The 20,898-nt window shown below is 46.0% G+C and carries 15 protein-coding genes; 7 read left to right on the top strand and 8 right to left on the bottom strand.

Going from position 1 to position 20,898, the window contains the following annotated elements; translation table 11 throughout:
- Window positions 1–625 (top strand): ABC transporter permease DevC (devC, locus tag V6C93_RS07905; RefSeq protein ID WP_333476110.1); only part of this gene is annotated, 625 nt, incomplete at its 5' end.
- Between the two features lie 93 nt (window positions 626–718).
- Here the strand turns inward: devC and V6C93_RS07900 are convergent.
- Complete coding sequence (locus tag V6C93_RS07900) at window positions 719–1,507, bottom strand: hypothetical protein (RefSeq protein ID WP_333476109.1); 789 nt, start codon at window positions 1,505–1,507, stop codon at window positions 719–721.
- A 421-nt stretch (window positions 1,508–1,928) separates the two neighbouring features.
- Window positions 1,929–3,617 carry a D-Ala-D-Ala carboxypeptidase family metallohydrolase gene (locus V6C93_RS07895; RefSeq protein WP_333476108.1) on the bottom strand — a complete coding sequence of 563 codons (1,689 nt, stop codon included), beginning with the start codon at window positions 3,615–3,617 and terminating at the stop codon, window positions 1,929–1,931.
- Window positions 3,618–3,665: 48 nt separating this feature from the next.
- Here V6C93_RS07895 and V6C93_RS07890 point away from each other — a divergent pair, with 48 nt between their 5' ends.
- Window positions 3,666–4,436, top strand: a complete 771-nt coding sequence (locus V6C93_RS07890; protein ID WP_333476107.1) for an HAD family hydrolase — start codon at window positions 3,666–3,668, stop codon at window positions 4,434–4,436.
- A 188-nt stretch (window positions 4,437–4,624) separates the two neighbouring features.
- On the top strand, window positions 4,625–7,288 hold the full coding sequence (locus V6C93_RS07885) for a WG repeat-containing protein (RefSeq protein ID WP_333476106.1): 2,664 nt from the start codon (window positions 4,625–4,627) through the stop codon (window positions 7,286–7,288).
- Between the two features lie 92 nt (window positions 7,289–7,380).
- Here V6C93_RS07885 and V6C93_RS07880 read toward each other — a convergent pair whose 3' ends face one another.
- On the bottom strand, window positions 7,381–8,292 hold the full coding sequence (locus tag V6C93_RS07880) for a hypothetical protein (RefSeq protein ID WP_333476105.1): 912 nt from the start codon (window positions 8,290–8,292) through the stop codon (window positions 7,381–7,383).
- A gap of 797 nt (window positions 8,293–9,089) precedes the next feature.
- A complete protein-coding gene (locus V6C93_RS07875) occupies window positions 9,090–9,896 on the bottom strand; it encodes a YdcF family protein (protein WP_333476104.1) in 807 nt (268 codons plus the stop codon).
- Window positions 9,897–10,628: 732 nt separating this feature from the next.
- Between V6C93_RS07875 and V6C93_RS07870 the strand changes: the two genes are divergently transcribed.
- Window positions 10,629–12,464, top strand: a complete 1,836-nt coding sequence (locus tag V6C93_RS07870; protein ID WP_333476103.1) for an aspartate kinase — start codon at window positions 10,629–10,631, stop codon at window positions 12,462–12,464.
- Window positions 12,465–12,864: 400 nt separating this feature from the next.
- On the opposite strand, the gene V6C93_RS07865 is transcribed toward V6C93_RS07870, so the two are convergent.
- From V6C93_RS07865 to V6C93_RS07855, 3 genes are all read right to left on the bottom strand, one after another.
- Entirely contained in the window at window positions 12,865–14,127 is a 1,263-nt protein-coding gene (locus V6C93_RS07865) for an endonuclease/exonuclease/phosphatase family protein (protein ID WP_333476102.1), read from the bottom strand.
- A 44-nt stretch (window positions 14,128–14,171) separates the two neighbouring features.
- Window positions 14,172–15,008: an ExbD/TolR family protein gene (locus tag V6C93_RS07860; protein ID WP_333476101.1), complete on the bottom strand. Its 837-nt coding sequence runs from the start codon at window positions 15,006–15,008 to the stop codon at window positions 14,172–14,174.
- Window positions 15,009–15,072: 64 nt separating this feature from the next.
- A complete protein-coding gene (locus tag V6C93_RS07855) occupies window positions 15,073–15,765 on the bottom strand; it encodes a MotA/TolQ/ExbB proton channel family protein (protein ID WP_349262645.1) in 693 nt (230 codons plus the stop codon).
- 497 nt (window positions 15,766–16,262) lie between these two features.
- On the opposite strand from V6C93_RS07855, the gene V6C93_RS07850 reads away from it, so the two are divergent.
- Both V6C93_RS07850 and V6C93_RS07845 read left to right on the top strand, forming a co-directional pair.
- Window positions 16,263–16,568 (top strand): YkvA family protein, encoded by a 306-nt coding sequence (locus V6C93_RS07850; protein ID WP_333476099.1) that lies wholly within the window; start codon window positions 16,263–16,265, stop codon window positions 16,566–16,568.
- A gap of 350 nt (window positions 16,569–16,918) precedes the next feature.
- Window positions 16,919–17,122, top strand: a complete 204-nt coding sequence (locus V6C93_RS07845; protein ID WP_333476098.1) for a hypothetical protein — start codon at window positions 16,919–16,921, stop codon at window positions 17,120–17,122.
- Between the two features lie 52 nt (window positions 17,123–17,174).
- Here V6C93_RS07845 and V6C93_RS07840 read toward each other — a convergent pair whose 3' ends face one another.
- Complete coding sequence (locus tag V6C93_RS07840) at window positions 17,175–20,033, bottom strand: PAS domain S-box protein (protein WP_333476097.1); 2,859 nt, start codon at window positions 20,031–20,033, stop codon at window positions 17,175–17,177.
- A 117-nt stretch (window positions 20,034–20,150) separates the two neighbouring features.
- On the opposite strand from V6C93_RS07840, the gene V6C93_RS07835 reads away from it, so the two are divergent.
- Entirely contained in the window at window positions 20,151–20,828 is a 678-nt protein-coding gene (locus tag V6C93_RS07835; protein WP_333476096.1) for a response regulator transcription factor, read from the top strand.
- Window positions 20,829–20,898 lie beyond the last annotated feature (70 nt).

Genomic DNA, 20,898 nt, shown 5'->3' with positions numbered 1-20,898 from the left:
GGGGTTATTCACGTTAGGGGTTTCCTTCGGTGCGGATGGAAATATTGTTACAAGCGATATTAACTTTTTACGCCTATTTCCTAAGCGAAACAGGGGAGTTATTGATATTGGAATTATAAAATTGAAAGAGGGGGCTGACCTAGAAAGTGTCATCAGTAATCTAGAGCGGGAATTACCGAAAGACATCAAAATTTTATCAAAGCAAGAATTTATAGATTTTGAGAAAAATTACTGGGAAACAGGAACAGCCATTGGTTTTATTTTTGCCCTTGGTACGGGGATGGGTTTTCTCGTTGGTATAGTCATTGTTTATCAAATTCTATATACGGACGTTACCGACCATTTACCAGAGTATGCCACGCTTAAAGCAATGGGCTATAAAAATAGTTACTTATTAATAGTGGTATTTCAAGAAGCGCTGATTCTTTCAATTTTTGGGTATTTTCCGGGCGTGGCTGTTGGTATGGGGCTGTATGCTTTGACAAAAAGTGCGACTAATCTGCCGATGGTGATGACCTTGGCGAGAGCGATAACCGTCTTAATTCTGACCCTTGTGATGTGTACGATTTCTGGCGCGATCGCAGTTCGGAAACTACAGGCAGCAGACCCAGCAGATATCTTTTGATAATTTCGGTTTGGAACAAGCCTCATCCCAAGAGTGAGTAAGGCTATTGACGAGTAAAAATCCTAATTCATTGGGAATTGGGAATTGATCACGTTACTGAAGACCTGCTCGCTTAGTTCTTAGTGTTACATTGACCCCTTCACTAGATTGCTCTAGCACCAGTAGAGGCGTCGGCTTTGCCTTCTGATCCCAACGGATAAAAACAATGCGCCCTTGAATCGTCGGTTGCCAGCTTTCGCGATCGTCATCAGGGTTAAGGAATGTTTCAATACAATCAATAATCTGGCTAATTGTGGCGGAGGTTGCCTGGGTGGGTAATTTCATTAGAATAATCTGTATTCGGAAAAGCACTCGCAGCGTTCGCTTTCCTCCGCTTTCTGTTTCGTACATCACATCAAAAGTTTCATCCACTTGACGCCCCGTACCCGCAATGCCAATCACGGTTTGTTCCTTCTGATTCGGTCGCAGGGCTACACTGATGATCTGTTTGACTTTTATCTTGATCTGGTTGATAATGGCGAAATGGAAGACTTCTTCTTCCATTCGCATTCTTAAGTAATCCAGATTAAATTCACGAGAGTGAATTAAGTCCGGATTCTTTTCCATTTTTTGGATTGTATCTAGAGCCAATTTTAATTTCTTCTGTAGATCTTTAGTTTTATACTGCTCAAACTTGAGCTTCTTACTGCTTTCGTCTAGTTTGAGTTTGCCATAAACTGCTAAACCAATCAGCAGTAGCACAAGTGCAATGGAGGCGAACATCCAGGGTAGTCCTGAGGTATGAGGCTCTGGGGTCGTCTCAATGGAGGAAAGGGATGTAGCATACCTTTTCACAGGAGCTTGAACCAAGGCAGGCTGCATCGAGAGGGTAGAGGTGGACATGATCACTCCTGGCTAGAACTTAGCGTCTGTTTTTAGGTTAAGAATGCACCCTCTGGAGTGCATTCTACTAAGACTGAAAGACAAGGTTATAGTTAGGGCAGACATGAGAGGTTAGAAATTACGCCGTAATTTTCTAATGTCCGGTATGGCGTTACGCAGAAAGCTACAGCAGATGTTTCTCACCCAACCCCCTGTAAAAGGTAATGCTAAGCTAATGGGCATTTTAGTTGCATTTTCGAGGAGATAAGGTGGCATTTTCGAGGAGATAAGGCAGAGGGCACCGGAGATTATACGAGGAGTCAGAGGGCTTTTATGAATAAGAGCTTTTATCTCCTCGCCAAGGTTATGCAATTTAGATGCGTCTTAGCTTATTCAATAACGCCCTGAACTCTTAACGATTCATACGCCTCTTATTTCTAACTTAGTTTCGCCACCGTGCTCGGTAGCCCCTGGCATCAATGTGGCAGAGATAGGGAAATTGGGTATAACGGCCTAAGCCACCAGGCCACCAGGGTTCAAGGAACCAGTAAAGTTGATTGCCAGTCAGGCCTTCGCAGATAAAGTCGATCGCATCTCCAACTCGATGGCGCGTTGAAATTGCTTCTGTGACAGCCCCATTCAGGTCAGGTGGATGATACCAGTTTGTTACGATTAACGGTCGCCCAATGCGATCGCGTGCCCGTTGTGCCAGTTGTGCAATCCGAATCATGGCATCCACCGTTACCTGATTGGGGGGCATTCGGGTACCCCCATGAGTAGCCTCGGCCCAGGTAAAATTTCCATCCGGTATGATTGCAGCAAATAGCTGAATATTATCCGGCGTCCAACGGGCAGGACGCTTGGGAATGACGGTGGGTACTGGCTTGGGCAGTGCTTCTGGGGCACTGGGGCGGATTTTTTCAAACCGTTTTTGGTCTTCCAATAAAGAATCCACGGTTTGATTCCGACTAGGCAGACTGCGCCAGAGTTGGACTAAGCGGATTAAGGCTTCCCGTTGGTGATCAAATTCTTGATAGTCTCCAGGCAACCGACGCAAAAAGGTCAGGAGTTCTCGATCCAATTGGGATGCTAGGTTCAGCAGCTCTGTCTGGTTAGCCGTACTGGCATTGAGCCTTTCAGCATTAATACCTAAGGCAGCTAGTGCGGTGGCACGAGAATCAAGCTGACGCCAGATGCGAAACGCTTCTGTGAGAGCGTTGCGTTGGCTGCCTTTACCCTGGTAGTAATCGGGAAGGCGCTGGGCAAAGGCAATTAGGGCAGGGTCAATCAGGCTGAGGTTTTCTTCTGGAGAGGCGTTAGTTTTCAAGGAAGCGATCGCCTCCTCCCGTGTTCTCAGCTGACGCCATAACTGAGCAACGCGAATCAGTGCTTCCCGTTGTTGGGGATAGCCACCATAGTGGGCAGAAATCCCTAACACAAATTGCTTGAGGGGCAGAGCTAGTTGAGTCTCATCCTCTATTGCTGAGGTAGCCTCAGTCTGAGGTATCAGGGAGGCGATCGCCGCTTCGCGAGTATCCAATGCCCGCCAAATGCGTACTCCCTCCACTAAAGCATCCCGTTGATGAGGCAATCCAGCGTAGTAGTCAGGAATGCCATCCACTAAATAGAGGAGGGCGCGATCGAGATAGGCGAGATTGCGGGGTAGGTTGGCGCTGGAAAAGTCAGCTTCAAATTCAGCCAGGTAAGCTTGTTTGATCACAGCGAAGTCAGAGGCTTCTAAACGTGCGATCGCTGGTTCACTTGCGATCGCTTTTGGCGGTGCCCCCTGGGCAATCGGGGCATACCCACTTGCCACCTTTTGCAGAAATTGGTCTGTGTAGCGACCTTGTTCAGCGTCCCACAGATCGCCCCCTTTCCAGCCCTGATCGACTAAACTCTCAATGAGAGCGCGGATAACATTTGCCGCATACTGCACCTGTTCAGGAAAGGTATTGACCTGTGCTAGCGATATCCGATTAGCTGGAGAAATGCCTAAGCCAGTCTCTCCATCCCCAAGAGACGGTGAAGAATGAGCAGCATACAGCGCTGTCAAAATTGGTTTATGAATGCCTGCTTGTTCGGCTTGTATTAGATAGTAATAATTACGCTGGTCTCGCGAGAGTGTTGCCATGACAAATTATAAAAATTCAAAATAAGGCACTCATTACACAATAATCCTATGGTTTTTGTCCCAATTGAGCAGGCAATCACGAGCGATCGCACCAAAAAGTCTCGCCTGATTGCCACCGATATGGATGGCACCCTAACGCAGCAGGGAAAGTTTACGGCAAGTTTGCTTCAAGCCTTTGAGGATTTGAGCGCCGCCAGTATTCCAGTCTTAATTGTTACAGGTCGCTCCGCCGGATGGGTCAGTGGACTGGCAACTTACTTGCCGATCGCAGGGGCTATTGCTGAAAATGGAGGTCTTTTCTACCCCGAAGACAGCGCCGAACCCATAGTATTGACGCCAATTCCGGATCGAATCCAACATCGGCAGCAGCTGGCTAACGCCTATCAACACCTGAAATCCGAATTTCCCCAGATTCAAGAGTCAACGGATAATCAGTTTCGCCTGACTGACTGGACATTTGATAATCGTGACCTAACCGTGAGCCAACTGGAACGTTTAGCGGGTTTATGCTCTTCACTGGGTTGGGGATTTACTTACAGTTCCGTGCAATGCCACATTAAACCAGCATTTCAGGACAAGGCCGTCGGTTTAATGCAGGTATTACGAGAGTATTTTCCTCAATACAAACCAGAGCAAGTTCTGACAGTTGGCGATAGCCCCAATGATGCAAGTCTTTTCAACCCAGAATTGTTTCCTCTATCTGTTGGGGTTGCCAACGTGCTGGATTATGCCAATGAATTAATTTACAAACCTGCTTATGTTACTACAGCTTCAGAAGGGGAAGGATTTTGCGAGTTGGTGCGATATCTATACGTTTAATAATCGAAGCATATGTTCTAAACTTTTGAACAGTGAGCAGTGAAGAGTAAACAGTTGATCACTACTGGAAAAAGGCTCTAGGTTAGGAAATTTCATAAAGTTCTTCCCGCCTGGAAACCTTGCCCACAAAGGGACAAGCGTCATCCCCTCGTGGGTGAAGCAGTTGACATACCACTTGTTAGCATTAAGTGTTGAGTAACTCCAGTTTTTCTGATATCCAAAACCATTGGGCAGCTGAATCTATCCGCCAGTTGCGATCGCGAAACATCATCAGTGGCTATCCGGATGGTACCTTTCGACCCAACAACCCAGTAACCCGTGCTGAGTTTGCCGCCCTTTTGGGTAAAGCATTTGCCAATGCACCCCTGATTCGTACTGGAATTATTTTTAAAGATGTGCCCTCCAATCACTGGGCGAATCCAGTGATTCAAACGGCTTATCGCACAGGGTTCATTTCTGGCTATCCCGATCGCACGTTCAAACCCAATCAGCCGATTACGCGGGTACAAGTCTTGGTATCCTTAGTCAGTGGACTCAAGTACTCCCCAGGAGTCGTCAGCTCGACAACCCTCAAGGATTATTATGACGATGCTGGAGACATTCCAATTTATGCACTAGGTGCGATCGCCACTGCTACCCTCAAGCGCCTCGTCGTCAATTATCCCAATCTCAAACGCCTGAACCCCAATCAAAATGCGACAAGGGCAGAGGTTGCCGGATTTATTGCTCAAGCCTTAACTATTCCTGGTGTCCCGTTAGAGTATGTTGCTGGGGTCAATCTTTTCCCCATTGCACCCCAATTTGAGGAGGCTGATTCGTTTAGCGAAGGACTGGCACGGGTAAAAATGGGGGATAAATGGGGATATATCGACAAAGAAGGGAAACTAGTTATTCAGCCACAACTCGATGAAGCTGAGAAATTTTCCGATGGACTGGCTTTAGTGAGAACCTATCAAAGCGTTGGGGCAAAATTCACCCAGCTGCGGGAAGAGAAAGTCATGGAAACACGCGGGGTTTGGTTAACGAATACCGATAGCCGCGTTCTCAGTTCCAAGCAAAGCATTGCGGAGGCGATGAACTTCCTTGCCGACACAGGATTCAACGTCGTCTTTCCGGTCGTCTGGAATAATGCCGCCACTCTTTACCCGAGTCGAGTCATGAAGGAAACCTTCGGGTTCGAGATTGACTCCCGATTTGCGGGTCGAGACCCCTTAGGGGAACTCATCGCTGAGGCTAAGCGGGTGGGACTGGCAGTCATTCCCTGGTTTGAGTATGGCTTCGCCAGTTCTTATAGCCAGAATGGTGGACAGCTAATTGCGAAAAAACCCCATTGGGCGGCACGCGACGCTAGTGGTAAACTGCTCACAAAAAATGCTTTTGAGTGGATGAATGCCCTAGATGCGGAGGTGCAGGATTTCCTGCGGAGTCTAGTGCTGGAAGTTGCCAAAAACTATGATATTGCCGGAATTCAAGGCGATGATCGAATGCCTGCACTTCCCTCAGAGGGCAGCTATGATTCAAAAACCACTGAACGCTACTCTCGGCAGTTCAACCAAAATCCGCCGCAAAACCCTAAAGATGCACAATGGCTTCAGTGGCGTGCCGATATCCTCACAGATTTCTTAAATCGCCTCTACCAGGAACTCGTTGCGATTAAGCCTAACTTGATTATCTCGATGGCACCGAGTACCTACCCTTGGGGATTACAGGAGTACCTCCAAGATGCACAAGCTTGGATTGACCAGGGACTGATTGATTTACTTCATCCCCAACTGTATCGCCGCGATTTTGAGGGATATAAACTGTTGGTTGATCGCATGGTTACTCAGCAATTTACACCCTCACAATTGTATGCCTTAGCACCGGGTATCCTGCTTAAAGTCGGCACGTACCGGATCAGTCCGGAACTGCTGTTGCAGAAAATTCAATACAATCGCGATCGTGGCATTAATGGAGAAGTGTTTTTCTTCTACGAAGGTCTACGAGAAGACAACAACGCCCTTGCTAAAGCTTTAAAACAAGGCCCCTACGCCCAAGCCGCACCGTTCAATCCTTCATCTTTAAAGCAACGGGGTTTCACAGAGCGGAGAATTGGCGGCAAGTATAGTTATATCGACAAGTTAGGCAAATCTGTAAGCCAGCCTCAATTTGATTGGGTTGATTCGTTCAAGGAGGGGCTCGCTAAAGTCAAAATGGGCTATAAATGGGGCTATATCGACAAAATGGGGAACCGAGTTAGTCGATTACAATTTGATGAGGCTGAATTATTTTCAGAAGGGTTAGCCCTAGTCAGAGTGGGCAACAAATATGGCTATCTCAACAAGCAAGGGCAACTTATCACCCCACTACAATATGATGCGGCTAATTCTTTCAAGGAAGGACTCGCAGCGGTAAGAATTAGTGACAAGTGGTTCTATATCGACACAACTGGAAAAGTCGTACTCCTGCCCCAATGTGAGGAGGCCGCTTCCTTCAGTGAAGGACTGGCAAGGATTAAGCTCTCTGGAAAGTATGGCTATCTCGACAAAACTGGACAAGTCGTAATTCAGCCACAGTATGATGAAGCCGATGCTTTCTCGCAAGGACTGGCGCGAGTAAAAATAGCTGAGAAGTGGGGTTATATTAATCCAGCCGATCAAACACTAATTGCGCCGCAATTTGATGCCACTGAGTCTTTTTCGGAAGGATTAGCAGCAGTTAAGAGCAATGATTTGTGGGGATATATCGATCAGACGGGTCAAGTCCTTATCTTCCCAGAATTTACTGAAGCTAAGCCGTTCCGGGAAGGATTAGCACTAGTCCAACTGGGTAGCAAGTGGGGCTATATTCGCAATATTTTATCTAACGCTTAGAGCCTATTATCCTTAGTGGATATCGTAGAGAGTACTCCCTACGATATCCACTCCTTTTACCTGAACTCTGGGGCATGGACAAAAAAATGACCCTATCGCATATCTACCAGGCTTTCAGCAAGCTGTCGTCTTTCCGGAGTGGAAAACTTGGGCTTAGCCTTAATCGCTGAAAATATGTAATCAGGTGATAATTCGGGATAAAGTTCAGAGTATTTTGTATCGTGATGCCTGACCTCAAAAAAGTGCAAATTCGAGGGGTGAGGTTTGTAGATTGAGAAGCACTCCAAAAGAGAGTACGTTGCAGCACACTCTCTAGGACCGCCATATCCTAAATCCTTATTATTCCATTCACGACCTGATTCAATCCAAAGTTTAACCTGGTCTTTCGACAAACAGAAGAATCCGGAATGAGGATTAGTTGGTTCTCCAAATTTAGCTCCATCTATTTCTAGGCTTGATAGCCGATTCCACGCCAGTTTTGTATCTATTGTGCAGTCAATGTATCTCTTCGTACCTTCCCACAGCTCATAGCGGTTGGGGAACAGTAAATTACGCCCAGAACCAGACTTTACGATAAATTTCTCTAGCTTTTCAAGGATGTAGCTATCTTGAAGGATGATGTCATCTTCAAGAAATAAGAACCAGTCAAAATCATTAACTCGACTAATAAGTGCATCTTGACACCTAAATCCCATAAACATGGGATCGCCTTCGGATTCTTCTTCCACCTGAATAGAGCGAATTTGATACTCAGGCAAAAAGCCTGTAATGTGTCTATCAGCTACCGTCTTAATCACGATAGTCAGTTCGCAATGAGCAAAGCTAGCAAGAAGACCATCAATCGTCAGTTTGAGTTTCTCAATTTTGGCAGAAGCTTTATTCCGATTTTGGGCTTCTTCAATAGATGTAATGTGAGGGATAACAGCAATTACTTTTGGGGCATTTTCTTCAATTTTTAGACTTTCTCCTAGGGCTCTTATAACATCCCGGCTTTGATAAAACAAGGCTATCTTTAAATACCGACGCAAATTCCGGAATAGTTCTATCATCAGAGCCCAGCGGAACATAATGAAGTGAAATATCTGGCTTCTGATGCTGTGTGTCTGAGTATCCATTTTCCCCTTTTCTTCAGTAGAGTAGTTGATTGATAGACCTTGGCATGACTTGAAGCGCAAAGTCGCTCAATGGCTACAGTCGCTAGCGCGTGTCAGCCAAGCATGATTCACAGCAATCTTTAAGTTTACACAAGATATCTTGACGAGATAGGGAGATGGCTAACATACTCTAAAAGCTACTTAGAGCATGACTTTATGGCGGTTTCAGCCTTAAATTAATACGAGTGATTGATTAAGATGCACCCAGCCATAAATATAGAGCTGAATCTCACAATTACGAGTCGAGCCGATGGTCTTGGTATGGTATGGAAGACCCGGTCGAGTCATCATAGCTTCAATTCTCGTTTCCCCGGATAGTATTAAATTTCTTGCACATACTAGGAGTAGATGTTTGTCGAGAGGAAGCCTATGGACTTACTTATATTCCACCATACTTTATGGATAAAAAAATCTACCTGATGGAGTATTTTTTTATCCTGTCTATCACCCACTTAAACCCACATAGCAGCCACATCTTTGACTATTAGTACAAGGTGGCGCAAGCTTTTATCCAGTTGTTTAGTTAGGGATAGGTAGGGGTAGATTTTCTTACCAAAAGTTGGAAGATAAATTTTCATTACTCCCCTACTTCTTTTATTTCGTCTAATGATGAGTTATTTTTGTTAGGCTCCCCTATCCTATCTGAGCTAGAGGCGTTGATTGCGTCCGTATTTTTCAGCTTCCTGGACTAAACTTTTAAGTTCAGCATTATCCACCGCAGAGAAATGACGCTGAAAAAATAACCCTCGGAAAGCGTAATTTATGACTCCAGCGTATTCTCTTAACTTGAGAATTATTTTCGTCTTCGGATTCCAGTCTTCTGCGACTGAAGTGGTAATGGGAGTGACTTCAAAACCATAAGCACGGAATACGAAGAACGCTCGCAACATATGGGGTTTATCAGTCACTAAAAGAATTTGCCGAACCCCCTGGGGTTGTAAAACAGCCGCCGTAAAAATAGCATTCTCTTCAGTGGTTAGTGAACAATTTTCCCCATCTAGTGCACGCTGAGGAATGCCTTTGTTCTCAAGTCGCTCGATTAGCTGGGGAGCATCGTCTATACCACTGGTAAAAATTCTAGGTGCTCTTCTAGCTTGCCAAAGTTCAGTCGCAGCATCAACTCGGGAAGGAAGTAAAAACCATCCTCGTCCCAAAACAACAATAGCATCTGCTGGCTTACCCGAATCGCGCGGAAGAAGAGGTACAAACCCTTGAGTGAATAAGAACACTAATATTGAAAAACTGGCTGATATAATAAATAAAAATAAAAGTTCTTTTGGGCTTTTAGGCCAGCGTATGCGGTGTGAGTTATTCCTAATCCACCAAGTTGTAACAACGGCAATAATCAGCAGTATCGTTATTAGTAATGGTTTATTGAGCCATACAAGTGACCACGAGTCGCTGTATACGGCGATTTTTTTTAGTTCTCGAGAACATAAGTTGGAATCAAACATTTAGACTATATTGGGATAACTATTTTTATGTTGTAGGGAATATAGGCATTAATTTATTTAATGGGGACGTTTTTATGTATTTTTTTATATTTTATATAAAGTGATGAAATAATACCACTTTCAGGCCCAAGTCTTATCTAATAATTTAAAAATGAAAAATTTACGTTAAGTTTCAGTAAATTAATCTCCCTGTTTTTCTCCATTGATGCCCTAATCTATTACTGTAGTTTCCTGTTGCTTCAAGTCTTTACTCCGAAGTTAGGTGCTGTAACCTATACTCCATCGGTTAAACCTGCGTTCTGGATATTTTTGACGCGACGATGAGGACTACAGTAATTAGACCGAGTTTCCATATCAATAAGAGCTACGAATGGACGAAGATGTTCCCAGTTGATGAAGTTTGGCTTCATGAGCCTGAAATTAGGCTGGGCAAAAATTTCAGGCTAGCCTGAGGGAAGAATCCTCTGAAGTGACTCAAATCTGCGGAATCTGGGCTTTAAGCCTCATCTTTACAGATTTTCCCAAAGTAGAGTATCAAATTTGGCTCAGGACGACAGGAGTAGTCTATTTGTGTAGCTAGCACCCTAAAATGTAAAGTCGATCGCTTCCGAGGCGGCTGCGTCTGGTAACGTTGATTAGGTTAATAGTGATTCAATGCCTCTTGGCGGCCTTAATCGGTTTAACACCTTGACTGCCTAAGGCATTGGCAGGAAGTTGGGTGGGATAAACATTATGTCGCTAGTTGTTCAGAAATACGGTGGTACCTCCGTTGGGTCAGTCGAACGCATTCAATCCGTAGCCCAGCGTGTGATAAAAAAGGCACAACTTGGTAACTCCCTGGTTGTGGTGGTCTCCGCAATGGGTAAGACTACCGATGGTTTGATTAAACTAGCCAACGAAATTTCTTCTAATCCCAGCCGTCGGGAAATGGATATGTTGCTTTCTACGGGTGAGCAAGTTTCCATTGCCCTGTTGTGCATGGCATTGCAAGAATTGGGGCAACCCGCTATTTCTCTGACGGGTGCTCAGGTGGGAATTGTCACAGAAGCACAACATAGTCGCGCTCGGATTCTCAATATCAACACGGAGCGGATTGAGCGGCATCTCAATGAGGGAAAAGTCGTTGTTGTGGCTGGATTCCAGGGAATTAGCAGCACCGATGAATTGGAAATTACAACATTAGGGCGTGGCGGTTCGGATACGTCCGCCGTAGCCCTCGCGGCTTCCTTAAGGGCGGATTGCTGCGAGATTTATACCGATGTTCCGGGAATTTTGACGGCCGATCCTCGCCTTGTGCCGGATGCTCAGTTGATGGACGAGATTACCTCGGATGAAATGCTGGAATTAGCCAGTTTGGGGGCGAAAGTATTACATCCCCGCGCCGTGGAAATTGCTCGGAATTACGGCGTGATGTTGGTTGTGCTATCCAGTTGGACGGATGATCCTGGTACGAAAGTGGTTTCCCCCGCATCGGGAACCCGTTCCCTGGAAGGGCTGGAGATAGCTCGAGCGGTTGATGCGGTCGAGTTTGATACGGATCAGGCGAAAGTAGCGCTGTTACGGGTACCCGATCGCCCTGGTGTTGCAGCACGGTTATTTGGTGAGATTGCCCATCAGGACTTGGATGTAGACCTAATTATCCAATCCATTCACGAAGGCAACACTAATGATATTGCCTTTACCGTAGTCAAAGGGATTCTCAAGCGAGCAGAAGCCGTAGCCGAAGCGATCGCTCCTACCCTCCGCAGCCACAACACAGTCAATTCCGAAGAAGCGGAAGTAATGGTCGAGCGAGGCATTGCCAAAGTTGCGATCGCAGGTGCGGGAATGATTGGACGCCCTGGTATTGCAGCGCAGATGTTCAAAACCCTGGCGAGTGCGGGTGCCAATATTCAGATGATTTCCACCTCAGAGGTCAAAGTCAGCTGCGTGATTGATGCCCAAGATTGTGATCAAGCGATCGCAGCCTTGTGCGAAACGTTTGAGATTAACAGTTCCCCCGTCCAACAAGCGATCGCCAGTAAGCCGAAAGACACCGATACCACACTGGCTAATCCCCTATCCCCCGTGCGGGGCGTTGCCCTCGACTTGAACCAAGCCCGTCTGGCTATTCGTTACGTTCGCGATCGCCCTGGCATGGCTGCCCAGTTGTTCGGACTCCTCGCCGAGCAAAATATCAGCGTTGATATGATTATCCAATCTCAGCGCTGCCGCGTGATAGATGGCGTTCCGACTCGCGATATCGCCTTCACAGTCGCACAAGCGGATGGAGAAGCAGCTCGGACGGCTCTCAACCAGGCCATGTCCGTACTAGGGTGTGGTGAGATTCTCCTCGATCCCAACATTGCCAAGGTTAGTATCGTAGGTGCTGGGATGGTCGGCCAACCGGGTGTCGCTGCACGCATGTTTGAAGCACTTGCTGAACACAAAATCAACATTCAAATGATTACCACCTCGGAAATTAAGATTAGCTGTGTCGTTGCCAAAGAGGATGGCGTCACAGCATTGCAAGTCATTCACAAGGCGTTTGGTCTAGCTGGCACCCAAAAAATTGAGGTTCCTGCTTAGTTCAACAGTGAACAGTAAGCAGTTGATTACTGTACCAATTCTCAAATATTTGTTACATATATGTTTCTTGTGCCCCCCGAATTCAAGGATGGTTAGAGGGGTCGATGTGTAGCTGATTAAAAGTGATAAGGATATAGTTACTGTTCACTAGACCTCCTGCATAAATCCTGGAATGCCCCCTAAATCCCCCAATTCTGGGGGACTTTGAACTCCGGTTCCCCCCACCCCTCTCTTTCTCCCCTCTTAGGGGAGAAAGAGAGGACAAAGCCTTTTTTTATTGGGGGTTAGGGGGGCAAAAATTGAATGAGAGCAAGAGACACCATGAGCTGTCACTCACAACAAAGGATTAAAGTAGACTTTCAAGATAGGTCTACTAAACACTGTTCAATACTACTTGGTATCAAGTCTTCTTCTCAGGAATAACTAAATCTGTAATTAAAGGCCGATGATCTGAGCCAACATAAGACCCAGCCCGAATCTTCGCCACGTTAATGCCGGGACTAACCAAGCAATGATCGATAGGAATCGATAATAACCGCGTTAAGAGAGAAGGCATTTTTGAATAAGGTGGATAATTGGTCTTGCTCGGCCAGGTCGGGACAATACCAAAACCTTTTCGAGCATTTTTCAGCCCAGCCTTACTAATAAATTGTTTATAGTAAGGCGACCACATGGTTATATTGAAATCACCAACCATAATCACTCTTGTTTTCAGGGACTTGATATATTTACCAATTTCGTTGAGTTGCTGGTTACGAGCCTTAAACAACGCTGACTTGATAGGTGGTGGTGGATGAGCAGCAATTAGGGAAACAATTTGTCCATTAATATCTAAGTTTCCTACGATACTGGGATTTTGGGACGTTCCAAAGAAAGTAAGAGAAGCATCTTTTAGGGGATGCTTACTATACACAGCAATGCCAAGATTATAGGGATTAGCCTTGGCAATCGTATAGGGAAGAATATCTTTTAATGAATCTAACTGTTTTACCCAGTCTTGATTAATTTCCATAAAAACAGCGATATCCGGTTTTTCTTGCCTAACAAGGGATAAAACCTGGGAATATCTCTGGTTTTCATTATTGATATTTGAACTTAAAACTCGTAGCTTAGTTGGATTGTTGATTCCTATGTTTGTGTGAGGGATGTACCAAGGAACAATTTCAGCTAAAACAATTGACAAACAAAATAAACCAATGACTGTGAACTTTTGCTTTCGAGCCAGTACGAGCAAGCCAAATAATAAGAAATTTAATACAAAGTACTGAATCTTAAAATGAGAGAATAGTTCTAAAAGAAAATTTCCTCTAAATGAGCTAATAATAGAAAGCAGCGTTATCAGAATAATACCTAGTAGTAAAGCATAGGAAGCTAACCGAATAAGGAAATTATTCTCCAGATTCTTATCAAATATACGCATTAAGAAAAATATATCTGAGTGAGCTGTAAGTGGTGGAAGACGACATGTCGTAAAGACGAACCTATTGGAGGAGCGATCGCAAAAGGCAAGTTGCTTCCGCATGATAGGGACACATGGCTCTGTGCCCCTACAGTAGATATATTTGTAAAAACGGGATGCACCGCAAGCCAAGCGATGCAAAGATTTTGGATTTTCAATTTTGGCATGAAGCACAACGGTTAGGTTTTTTTGGCTAAAACGCAAGAAACAACTGTGCTAATCTGTCTCGAAATGGGCCTAGTTTTCTGTTAGTCTTCAGGAGCCGCAGTCCTTTTGGGAGCCACTTGAGTAGCGGGAGTCGGCGCAGCTGTATTCCCAGGAGCCCTATTCGTTTTGGGAGTCCCCTGAGTACCAGGAGTCGGCGCAGCTGAATTTCCTGGGTTAACGCCTGTTTGTCCCGGCAATGGTGGTGGATTGTTGAGGTTATCACCGGGTAACCCTGGCAGTGATTGTCCTGGATTAGCCGGAATTTGAGGCTGAGCTGGGTTGATGGGGTTAGCAGGGTTCTGCGTACCATAAGGATAAGCCCCAAGCGAACCATCGCCTGGGTAGGGTGTATAGCTAGGAACACCCGTGGCTGGTGGTGCCGCAGGACTAAAGCCAGGAGCCTGCTCTGTTTTCCCAGGAATCGTGGCTAGCGCTACGCGATCGCCACCAACTTGGCGCAACAAATCCAATACCTGCACAACCTGGTTATAGCTGGCATTGGCTGAAGCATACAGCGCCATCAACCCATCAGGATTCTTTTGACGATAGGCTTGCAATTTTTGCAGAAACTGATCTTTGGTGGTGACTGGCTGCTTCTCAACGTAAACTTGACCCAGCTCGTTGAGGCTAACCACTAAAATCTGCCGTCCCTGAGGCGTCCCAGTACTGGCTTTGGGCACCGCGATATCGACATTAATAGCCTGCTGGCGAGATAAGCCCACGGCTGACAGAAGGAAAAATGTCAGAATACAAAAAATGACATCAAGCAGCGGAATCAGGTCAATCCGAACATCCTCGGTTTGGGTATCTATCCGGAGCCTCAGAGGGCGGGGTGTCACATGGGCTGGAGCTGGAAGAATTTTTTTCTTAGAAGACATAAGTTACTGGAGCCATGCTGCCATGCTATCGTCGCAATTCGCTTTAACGTTCTGTCGAGTCAATTTACTTTTCAGAGACTTCAGGCACCTCTGCGGGATTCAGCTTCGCGGAATTAAAAGTATCGGAGATTTCGCCTTGCGACCAATCTTGTCGGTACAGTAACTCTAACTCACTCCCGGCTTTGCGGAAGATTCTGACCTGGTTGTGCCACAACGCTTGGAAAAGTCGATAGAAAGCGAGACTGACAATCGCGATAATCATGCCTGTCGCTGTGCAAATCAGCGCTTCTCCAATACCGATGGGCACGCCAGCCACTGAAGCTGTGCCTAAGTCACTAAAACTAATGGAACGCAAGGAGCGAATCAAACCCAGAACCGTGCCGAGTAACCCCAATAGAGGTGAAATCGTAATTACGGCTTCGAGGAGCTTGTCTCCTCGACGCATTAACGCCAACTCATCATCAGCTGATGCCTCTAACGCCAACCGAAACACTTCTGGGTCAGGGTTAGACAGCCGTAAGGGAGCATATAGATATCGCCCAATTGGCTGTCGTCGTCCTTCTAGAGCCATTTCTCTCGCCACTTGCCAGTTGCTCTCTGCCGCATCCAGAACGCGCTCTACAATTTGCCGTTCTTTCCACAAGATGCTTGCCCAAAACCACATACGTTCCAAGATTGTGCCCAAAGCGAGGATCGATAAAACCAACAATGGCCACATTGCTGGTCCGCCCTTTTGTATGATTTCCCTAATATCCACAGTTTGTTCCTACCTCCCTTGAGCGCAAAGCACAACTTTTCCTTGTAAAGTGCAAGCCATTCCAATTCTATGGATTTCGAGCAACTTGCAAAGAGGCTGATGTTATTTTCTCTGGCTAGTTCACTAACCTAGCTTAAATCGTGCACTTGTATAACCCCTTCTAGAGGGGAATCTCGATACTGAATGAATAGTGAGCAGTCAGTAGTAAATCGTGAATAGTGACATGGTTGGTCACTCTTATCATAGAAAAGTGGAAGTCAGCATCCCCCATAAGAGGTACACTAGTAGGTGTTCGCGCTTTTGAACGTGCCTGCTGCGCTAATATCTGGGCTGACCGAAATCCTGGCTTGCAAAGCAAAATATCACCCATTCCTAATCTCCAAGTCCCCAGAGTCAACCCCTTTGTTGATTAAAACTAGACAAAATCAGGGGGGTTATCCACACCGGAAGTATCTCCGTTAATTTGGCAATATTAATAGTAACTAGAGGGTAGACACATGAACAATTTTCCCCAATCTATTTACAACTGGTATCGCAACACGCTTCGGAATCCTAAGTACCGTTGGTGGGTGGTCTTGGGTTCACTACTTTATATTCTTAGCCCTATCGATATCTCTCCTGACTTCATCCCCATCATTGGGCAAATCGATGATGTTGTAATTTTAACGCTGCTCGTTTCCGAGGTTTCCCAGCTACTTATTGATACAGCTAAAGCTCGTAAAGGTGTAGGTGAAACTGTAGCTTCCAACACCGAAAACACTAGTGAAAAAACGGTGGATGTTGATGCTGTCTCGGTTAAATAACAGCTCAGTTGTCATGATACGCTCACAACGTTCGCTCCTTCGGAGCGCATTTGAAGAGCTAGTCTTCTCCGAAAAAGTGGGAATGAAAAACTGTAATCTTTAACCTTCAACCTTCCCACCTGCCACCTATTCTTAATTTAGATAACCTTTAGGGCACGACATCACTAGGCTATGTCGTGCCTCTACTGTGTCTAAAATCGTCTGAAAAGAGAGTGTGCGAGTTTAAAAAATTTTGCGAAGATAGGAAGTTTTTTCGGGACAGTCTTACAATTTGTTCAGTTAAAATTAAGCCATAACCCTGAGATATCTATCTGCTGATTAGTCTGGAGAGTTTGAGAAAGGAGATTACAGTGGAATCTACCATCAACTGCGCCGAAGCCTGCGTCAATGGCTGCATTTTAGGTGACCAATGTCCTAATCAGGAATTTGCAGCAGAAGCCTCAAAGTTCATCAAGGACACTTCGTTAGACGCGATGCTGGAAATTGCGGAAGCCGCACGAATCAAAAAGCTGATGGAACCCCCAAAATGGGTAATTCCAGACTTTCCTGACTAGAAATCTTCTGGCTACTGCACCCTACTAGAAACGGCTGTTAAACAATAATGCTTTATTCAGTCAACGGGTGGCTGGCTGAAATCAATGGAATTTTAACTGTGACCGTTGTACCGACTCCAACTTGGCTCTGGATAAAAATTTCACCTCCCTGTAACTCCAAACACTTTTTAACCACACTGAGACCTAAGCCTGTCCCAGGAATATTGGATATATTTTTACCGCGATGAAATAGCTCAAACAAATGGGCTTGGTCTTCTAGGGGAATGCCAAGCCCTCGGTCTTGAATTTGAAACGTTGCATCTTCTGGATTACAGTTTAAAGTAAGGTTTATTTGACCGCCTTGAGGTGAATATTTCATAGCATTAGACAGTAAATTATTTAAGATAGAACGCATGAGTTTTTCATCCAAATTGGCTGTTGGGCATTGATGCTGAATGGTCAAATTAATGGGATGCTTGGAGTTCGTCTGGAGTTCCAAATCTTCCACGATAGAATGACAAAATTTTTCCAGATCGAGGGGCTGAGGATGGCACTCTAGTTTTCCACTTTCGGCTCGATTGATGGTTAAAAGATCGTCGAGCAGTTGAGTCATATTTTTAGCTGCCGTTTCAATGCGACCGAGATTTCTGAGTTTCTTTTCCTCAGTCCATCCCTGATTACACGATTTGAGTAATTGAGCACTGCCTAAAATCGTACTCAAGGGGGTACGAAATTCATGGGAAACCATTGAAAAGAAGCGAAGTTGGAGTCTTCTCAGCTCTTTTTCGGCTTCTAAGGCGCGGCGAATTTCTTCAGTCTGCTTACGCTCAGTGATGTCGCGTAGAACAGCCAGATGCCGCCCCGGAAGAAAGCTGGCTTTGGCAGCATACTCAACGTCTCGCACCGTACCATCTGGACGCAAGAGCCTCAGCTCTCCAGTTCCCTGCCCAAGCTTAACAACCGTGCGCCACATCGATTCAAAATCGAAGTCTGGTGCCATCAAATGGGTAATTGACTTGCCAATGAGTTCGGAAAGGGGTAAACCAAAGAGCTGGCTGGCGGCGGGATTCGCCTCTACATAGGTGCCTTTGTCATCCACGATCGCGATCGCATCAAGTGAACTCTCGAAGATCGCTCGGAGCTGCTGTTCCCTGGCACGAATTTCGGTGATGTCCATAGTGGCACAAGTGATGCCAGTAATTTCCCCCATTGACCCCAGTAACGGCTCTACAGTCAGCTCGTAGTAGCGAACTTCGCTGTTGATGGTAATAGACGCTTCTGCTCGTGTTCCCACCCCTGTTGTTAGCACTCGGCTCTTGATCGCTGTGAGCCGTTGAGCGTCTTCAGTCCCAAAAATCTCACAGTCTAATTTTCCGACAACCTGCTTGAGCGATAAGCCAGGAATGGGATTATAGAGCCAAGTGTAGCGTAAGTCGGTGTCTTGATTGAAGACCGTGATGTGCGAATTCTTCAGCGCAACCCGAAAGCGCTCCTCGCTGGTTCTGAGTGCTTCTTCGGCAGCGATACGATGTCTTGCGGCGGCTTCTCGGCAGCAGATTTCAGCCTGTAGCGATCGGTTGATTTGGGTGAGTTCGGCGGTACGCTCGGCAATCCGAATTTCCAGCTGATCGCGAGCTTGGCACAGCGCTTCTTCCGCAAGTTGGCGCTCGACAAGTTTCAGTTGCAGCTGCTGATAGAGGTCTGCTTGATAAATTGCGATCGCCAACTGAATCGCTAATTGCTGAAGTAAATCCATCTCTAGCTTCTGCCATTGCCTGGGTTGGCAGCAGTGATGAGCAATCAGTAGTCCCCAGAGTTCTCCTTGGTACACAATGGGAACGACCAGTTTAGATTTCACTCCCCAATGCTTGAGAAAGTCAATCAGACAAGGGGTCACCTGGTCAGTTTCTGGATTGACGACGGCACGAACCCTGCCTTGGCAATACAACTGATGAAATTGTTGGGGAAAGACTTCGGCTGGAAACGTCTGTCCCAGAATTCTCCGACAACCAGAAACCACAGCTTCGGCGATCGTACTGCCAGTGCCATCAGGCCAGAGCCGATAGACTAAGACTCGATCTACCTCAAACAATTGCCGCACTTCCTCCACGGTGGTGTTGAGAATTACATTCAGATCCAACGTCTCTCGGATGCGCTGAACACTTTCTGTGAGCAGTCGCTCTCGTTGTGTGCGTTGTCGCAGAGCTTTCTCCACCTGACGCCGCTCTCTCGCTTCGGCTTGAAGGCGTTCGTTTGTCTGTTGTAACTCAGCTGTGCGTTGCTGGACTCTCCATTCTAATTGCTGGTTAAGTTCCTGGAGGGTGAGTTCCGCTGGTTTGAACTCACTCATATCTACTGAGACATCCATCAGGCCGACAAGTACCCTATCATCCTTCGCCTGCCTTAATCCTCCTGTGCGCTCTGCCAACTTAATCTCTAGTGCTTCTTTCGCCCGTTGCCATGTGGCTTCTGTCTGTTGGCGCTTAGCCCTCTCACGCTTTAGTTCTTGCTGACAGGCTTTCAGTTGTGACGCTTGCTGTTTAATTTCCTGTGTCTTCTGGAATAGAGAGATAAACACTGACACTTTTGAGAGTAAGATTTCCGGCACAATTGGCTTTAATAAATAGTCCACCGTGCCAAGGGAATAACCTCTCAACCCTTTATCACTATTTGTCATAAAAATAATTGGAGTGTGCCGCGACTTACGCCTTTCACGAATCAGCCTTGCCGTCTCCAATCCATCGAGCTCCGGCATCTGCATATCCAGGAGAATCACAGCAAACTCCTCATGGCGTAAATATCTCAGAGCTTCCTCACCCGAATGGGCTTTCACCAAATTCTGACCCAGCTTCTCCAGGACTGCCTCCCAAGCCAGCAAGTTTTTTAGCTGCTCATCAACCAGGAGGATGTTTACCTTCGCTTCAGGACACATATTCTCACCTTACCTAGTGATGTAAAATAATCCTAGCCATAAAATCTTTCTTAAGACATTATTTTTATCCTATTGTTTATGCTTTTTGATGGATAATCGTCTCAATTAGCGCCTGCGATGAAAATTCTTCTCGTAGAAGATGATGAACTCCTAGCAGGAGTTGTCGCAGAATTCCTCACGGATCACCTGCACGTAGTTGATGTTGCCGCTGATGGAGAATCAGCTTGGAACCAAATCAGTACTCTTGAGTATGATTTAATCTTGCTAGATGTCATGCTACCCAAGCTGGATGGTATTCGCCTGTGTCAGCGATTGCGCTCCCACGGATATGCTGTGCCCGTTTTGATGGTCACGGCTCGCGACACGAGTACCGACAAAGTCATTGGTTTAGACGCTGGAGCCGATGACTATATGGTCAAACCCCTTGATTTTCCTGAGTTACTGGCGCGAATTCGTGCATTGCTACGGCGCGGGGGTTCTACATTATCTTCAATTCTGGAGTGGGGAGACTTGACTCTCGACCCAGCAACCTACGAAGTCAGCTATAGCGAAAAAAGCCTGCGCTTAACGCCCAAAGAATATAAGCTGTTGGAACTGCTCCTACGCAATGGACGGCGAATCCTGAGTCGCAATACGATCATCGAACGTCTTTGGTCTCTTGAAAACTCTCCCGAAGAGGGCACTATCAAGACTCACATCAAAAGTTTGCGCAAGAAACTTAGAATTGTTGGCGCTCCTAGTAATTTGATTGAAACGGTTCATGGTGTTGGTTATCGCCTCAAACAACTCTCCTAGCTACCTGCGGGAGAAAAAGCATGAGCATCCATTTCGGCTGTTCCTCATGGAGGTCATTGCTGCTAAGGAA

The sequence above is a fragment of the Allocoleopsis sp. genome (genome assembly GCF_036703385.1).
Classification (GTDB): Bacteria; Cyanobacteriota; Cyanobacteriia; order Cyanobacteriales; family Coleofasciculaceae; genus Allocoleopsis.
This window is presented reverse-complemented; position numbering and strand designations above follow the sequence as displayed.

What these genes read in the sequence shown, in the direction of transcription:
- V6C93_RS07850 (WP_333476099.1), top strand. Translation starts at nt 16,263, where the DNA reads ATGAACAATTTTCCCCAATCTATTTACAACTGGTATCGCAACACGCTT.
- V6C93_RS07860 (WP_333476101.1), bottom strand. Translation starts at nt 15,008, where the DNA reads ATGTCTTCTAAGAAAAAAATTCTTCCAGCTCCAGCCCATGTGACACCC.
- V6C93_RS07875 (WP_333476104.1), bottom strand. Translation starts at nt 9,896, where the DNA reads ATGTTTGATTCCAACTTATGTTCTCGAGAACTAAAAAAAATCGCCGTA.
- V6C93_RS07900 (WP_333476109.1), bottom strand. Translation starts at nt 1,507, where the DNA reads ATGTCCACCTCTACCCTCTCGATGCAGCCTGCCTTGGTTCAAGCTCCT.
- V6C93_RS07895 (WP_333476108.1), bottom strand. Translation starts at nt 3,617, where the DNA reads ATGGCAACACTCTCGCGAGACCAGCGTAATTATTACTATCTAATACAA.
- V6C93_RS07840 (WP_333476097.1), bottom strand. Translation starts at nt 20,033, where the DNA reads ATGTGTCCTGAAGCGAAGGTAAACATCCTCCTGGTTGATGAGCAGCTA.
- V6C93_RS07890 (WP_333476107.1), top strand. Translation starts at nt 3,666, where the DNA reads ATGGTTTTTGTCCCAATTGAGCAGGCAATCACGAGCGATCGCACCAAA.
- V6C93_RS07835 (WP_333476096.1), top strand. Translation starts at nt 20,151, where the DNA reads ATGAAAATTCTTCTCGTAGAAGATGATGAACTCCTAGCAGGAGTTGTC.
- V6C93_RS07870 (WP_333476103.1), top strand. Translation starts at nt 10,629, where the DNA reads ATGTCGCTAGTTGTTCAGAAATACGGTGGTACCTCCGTTGGGTCAGTC.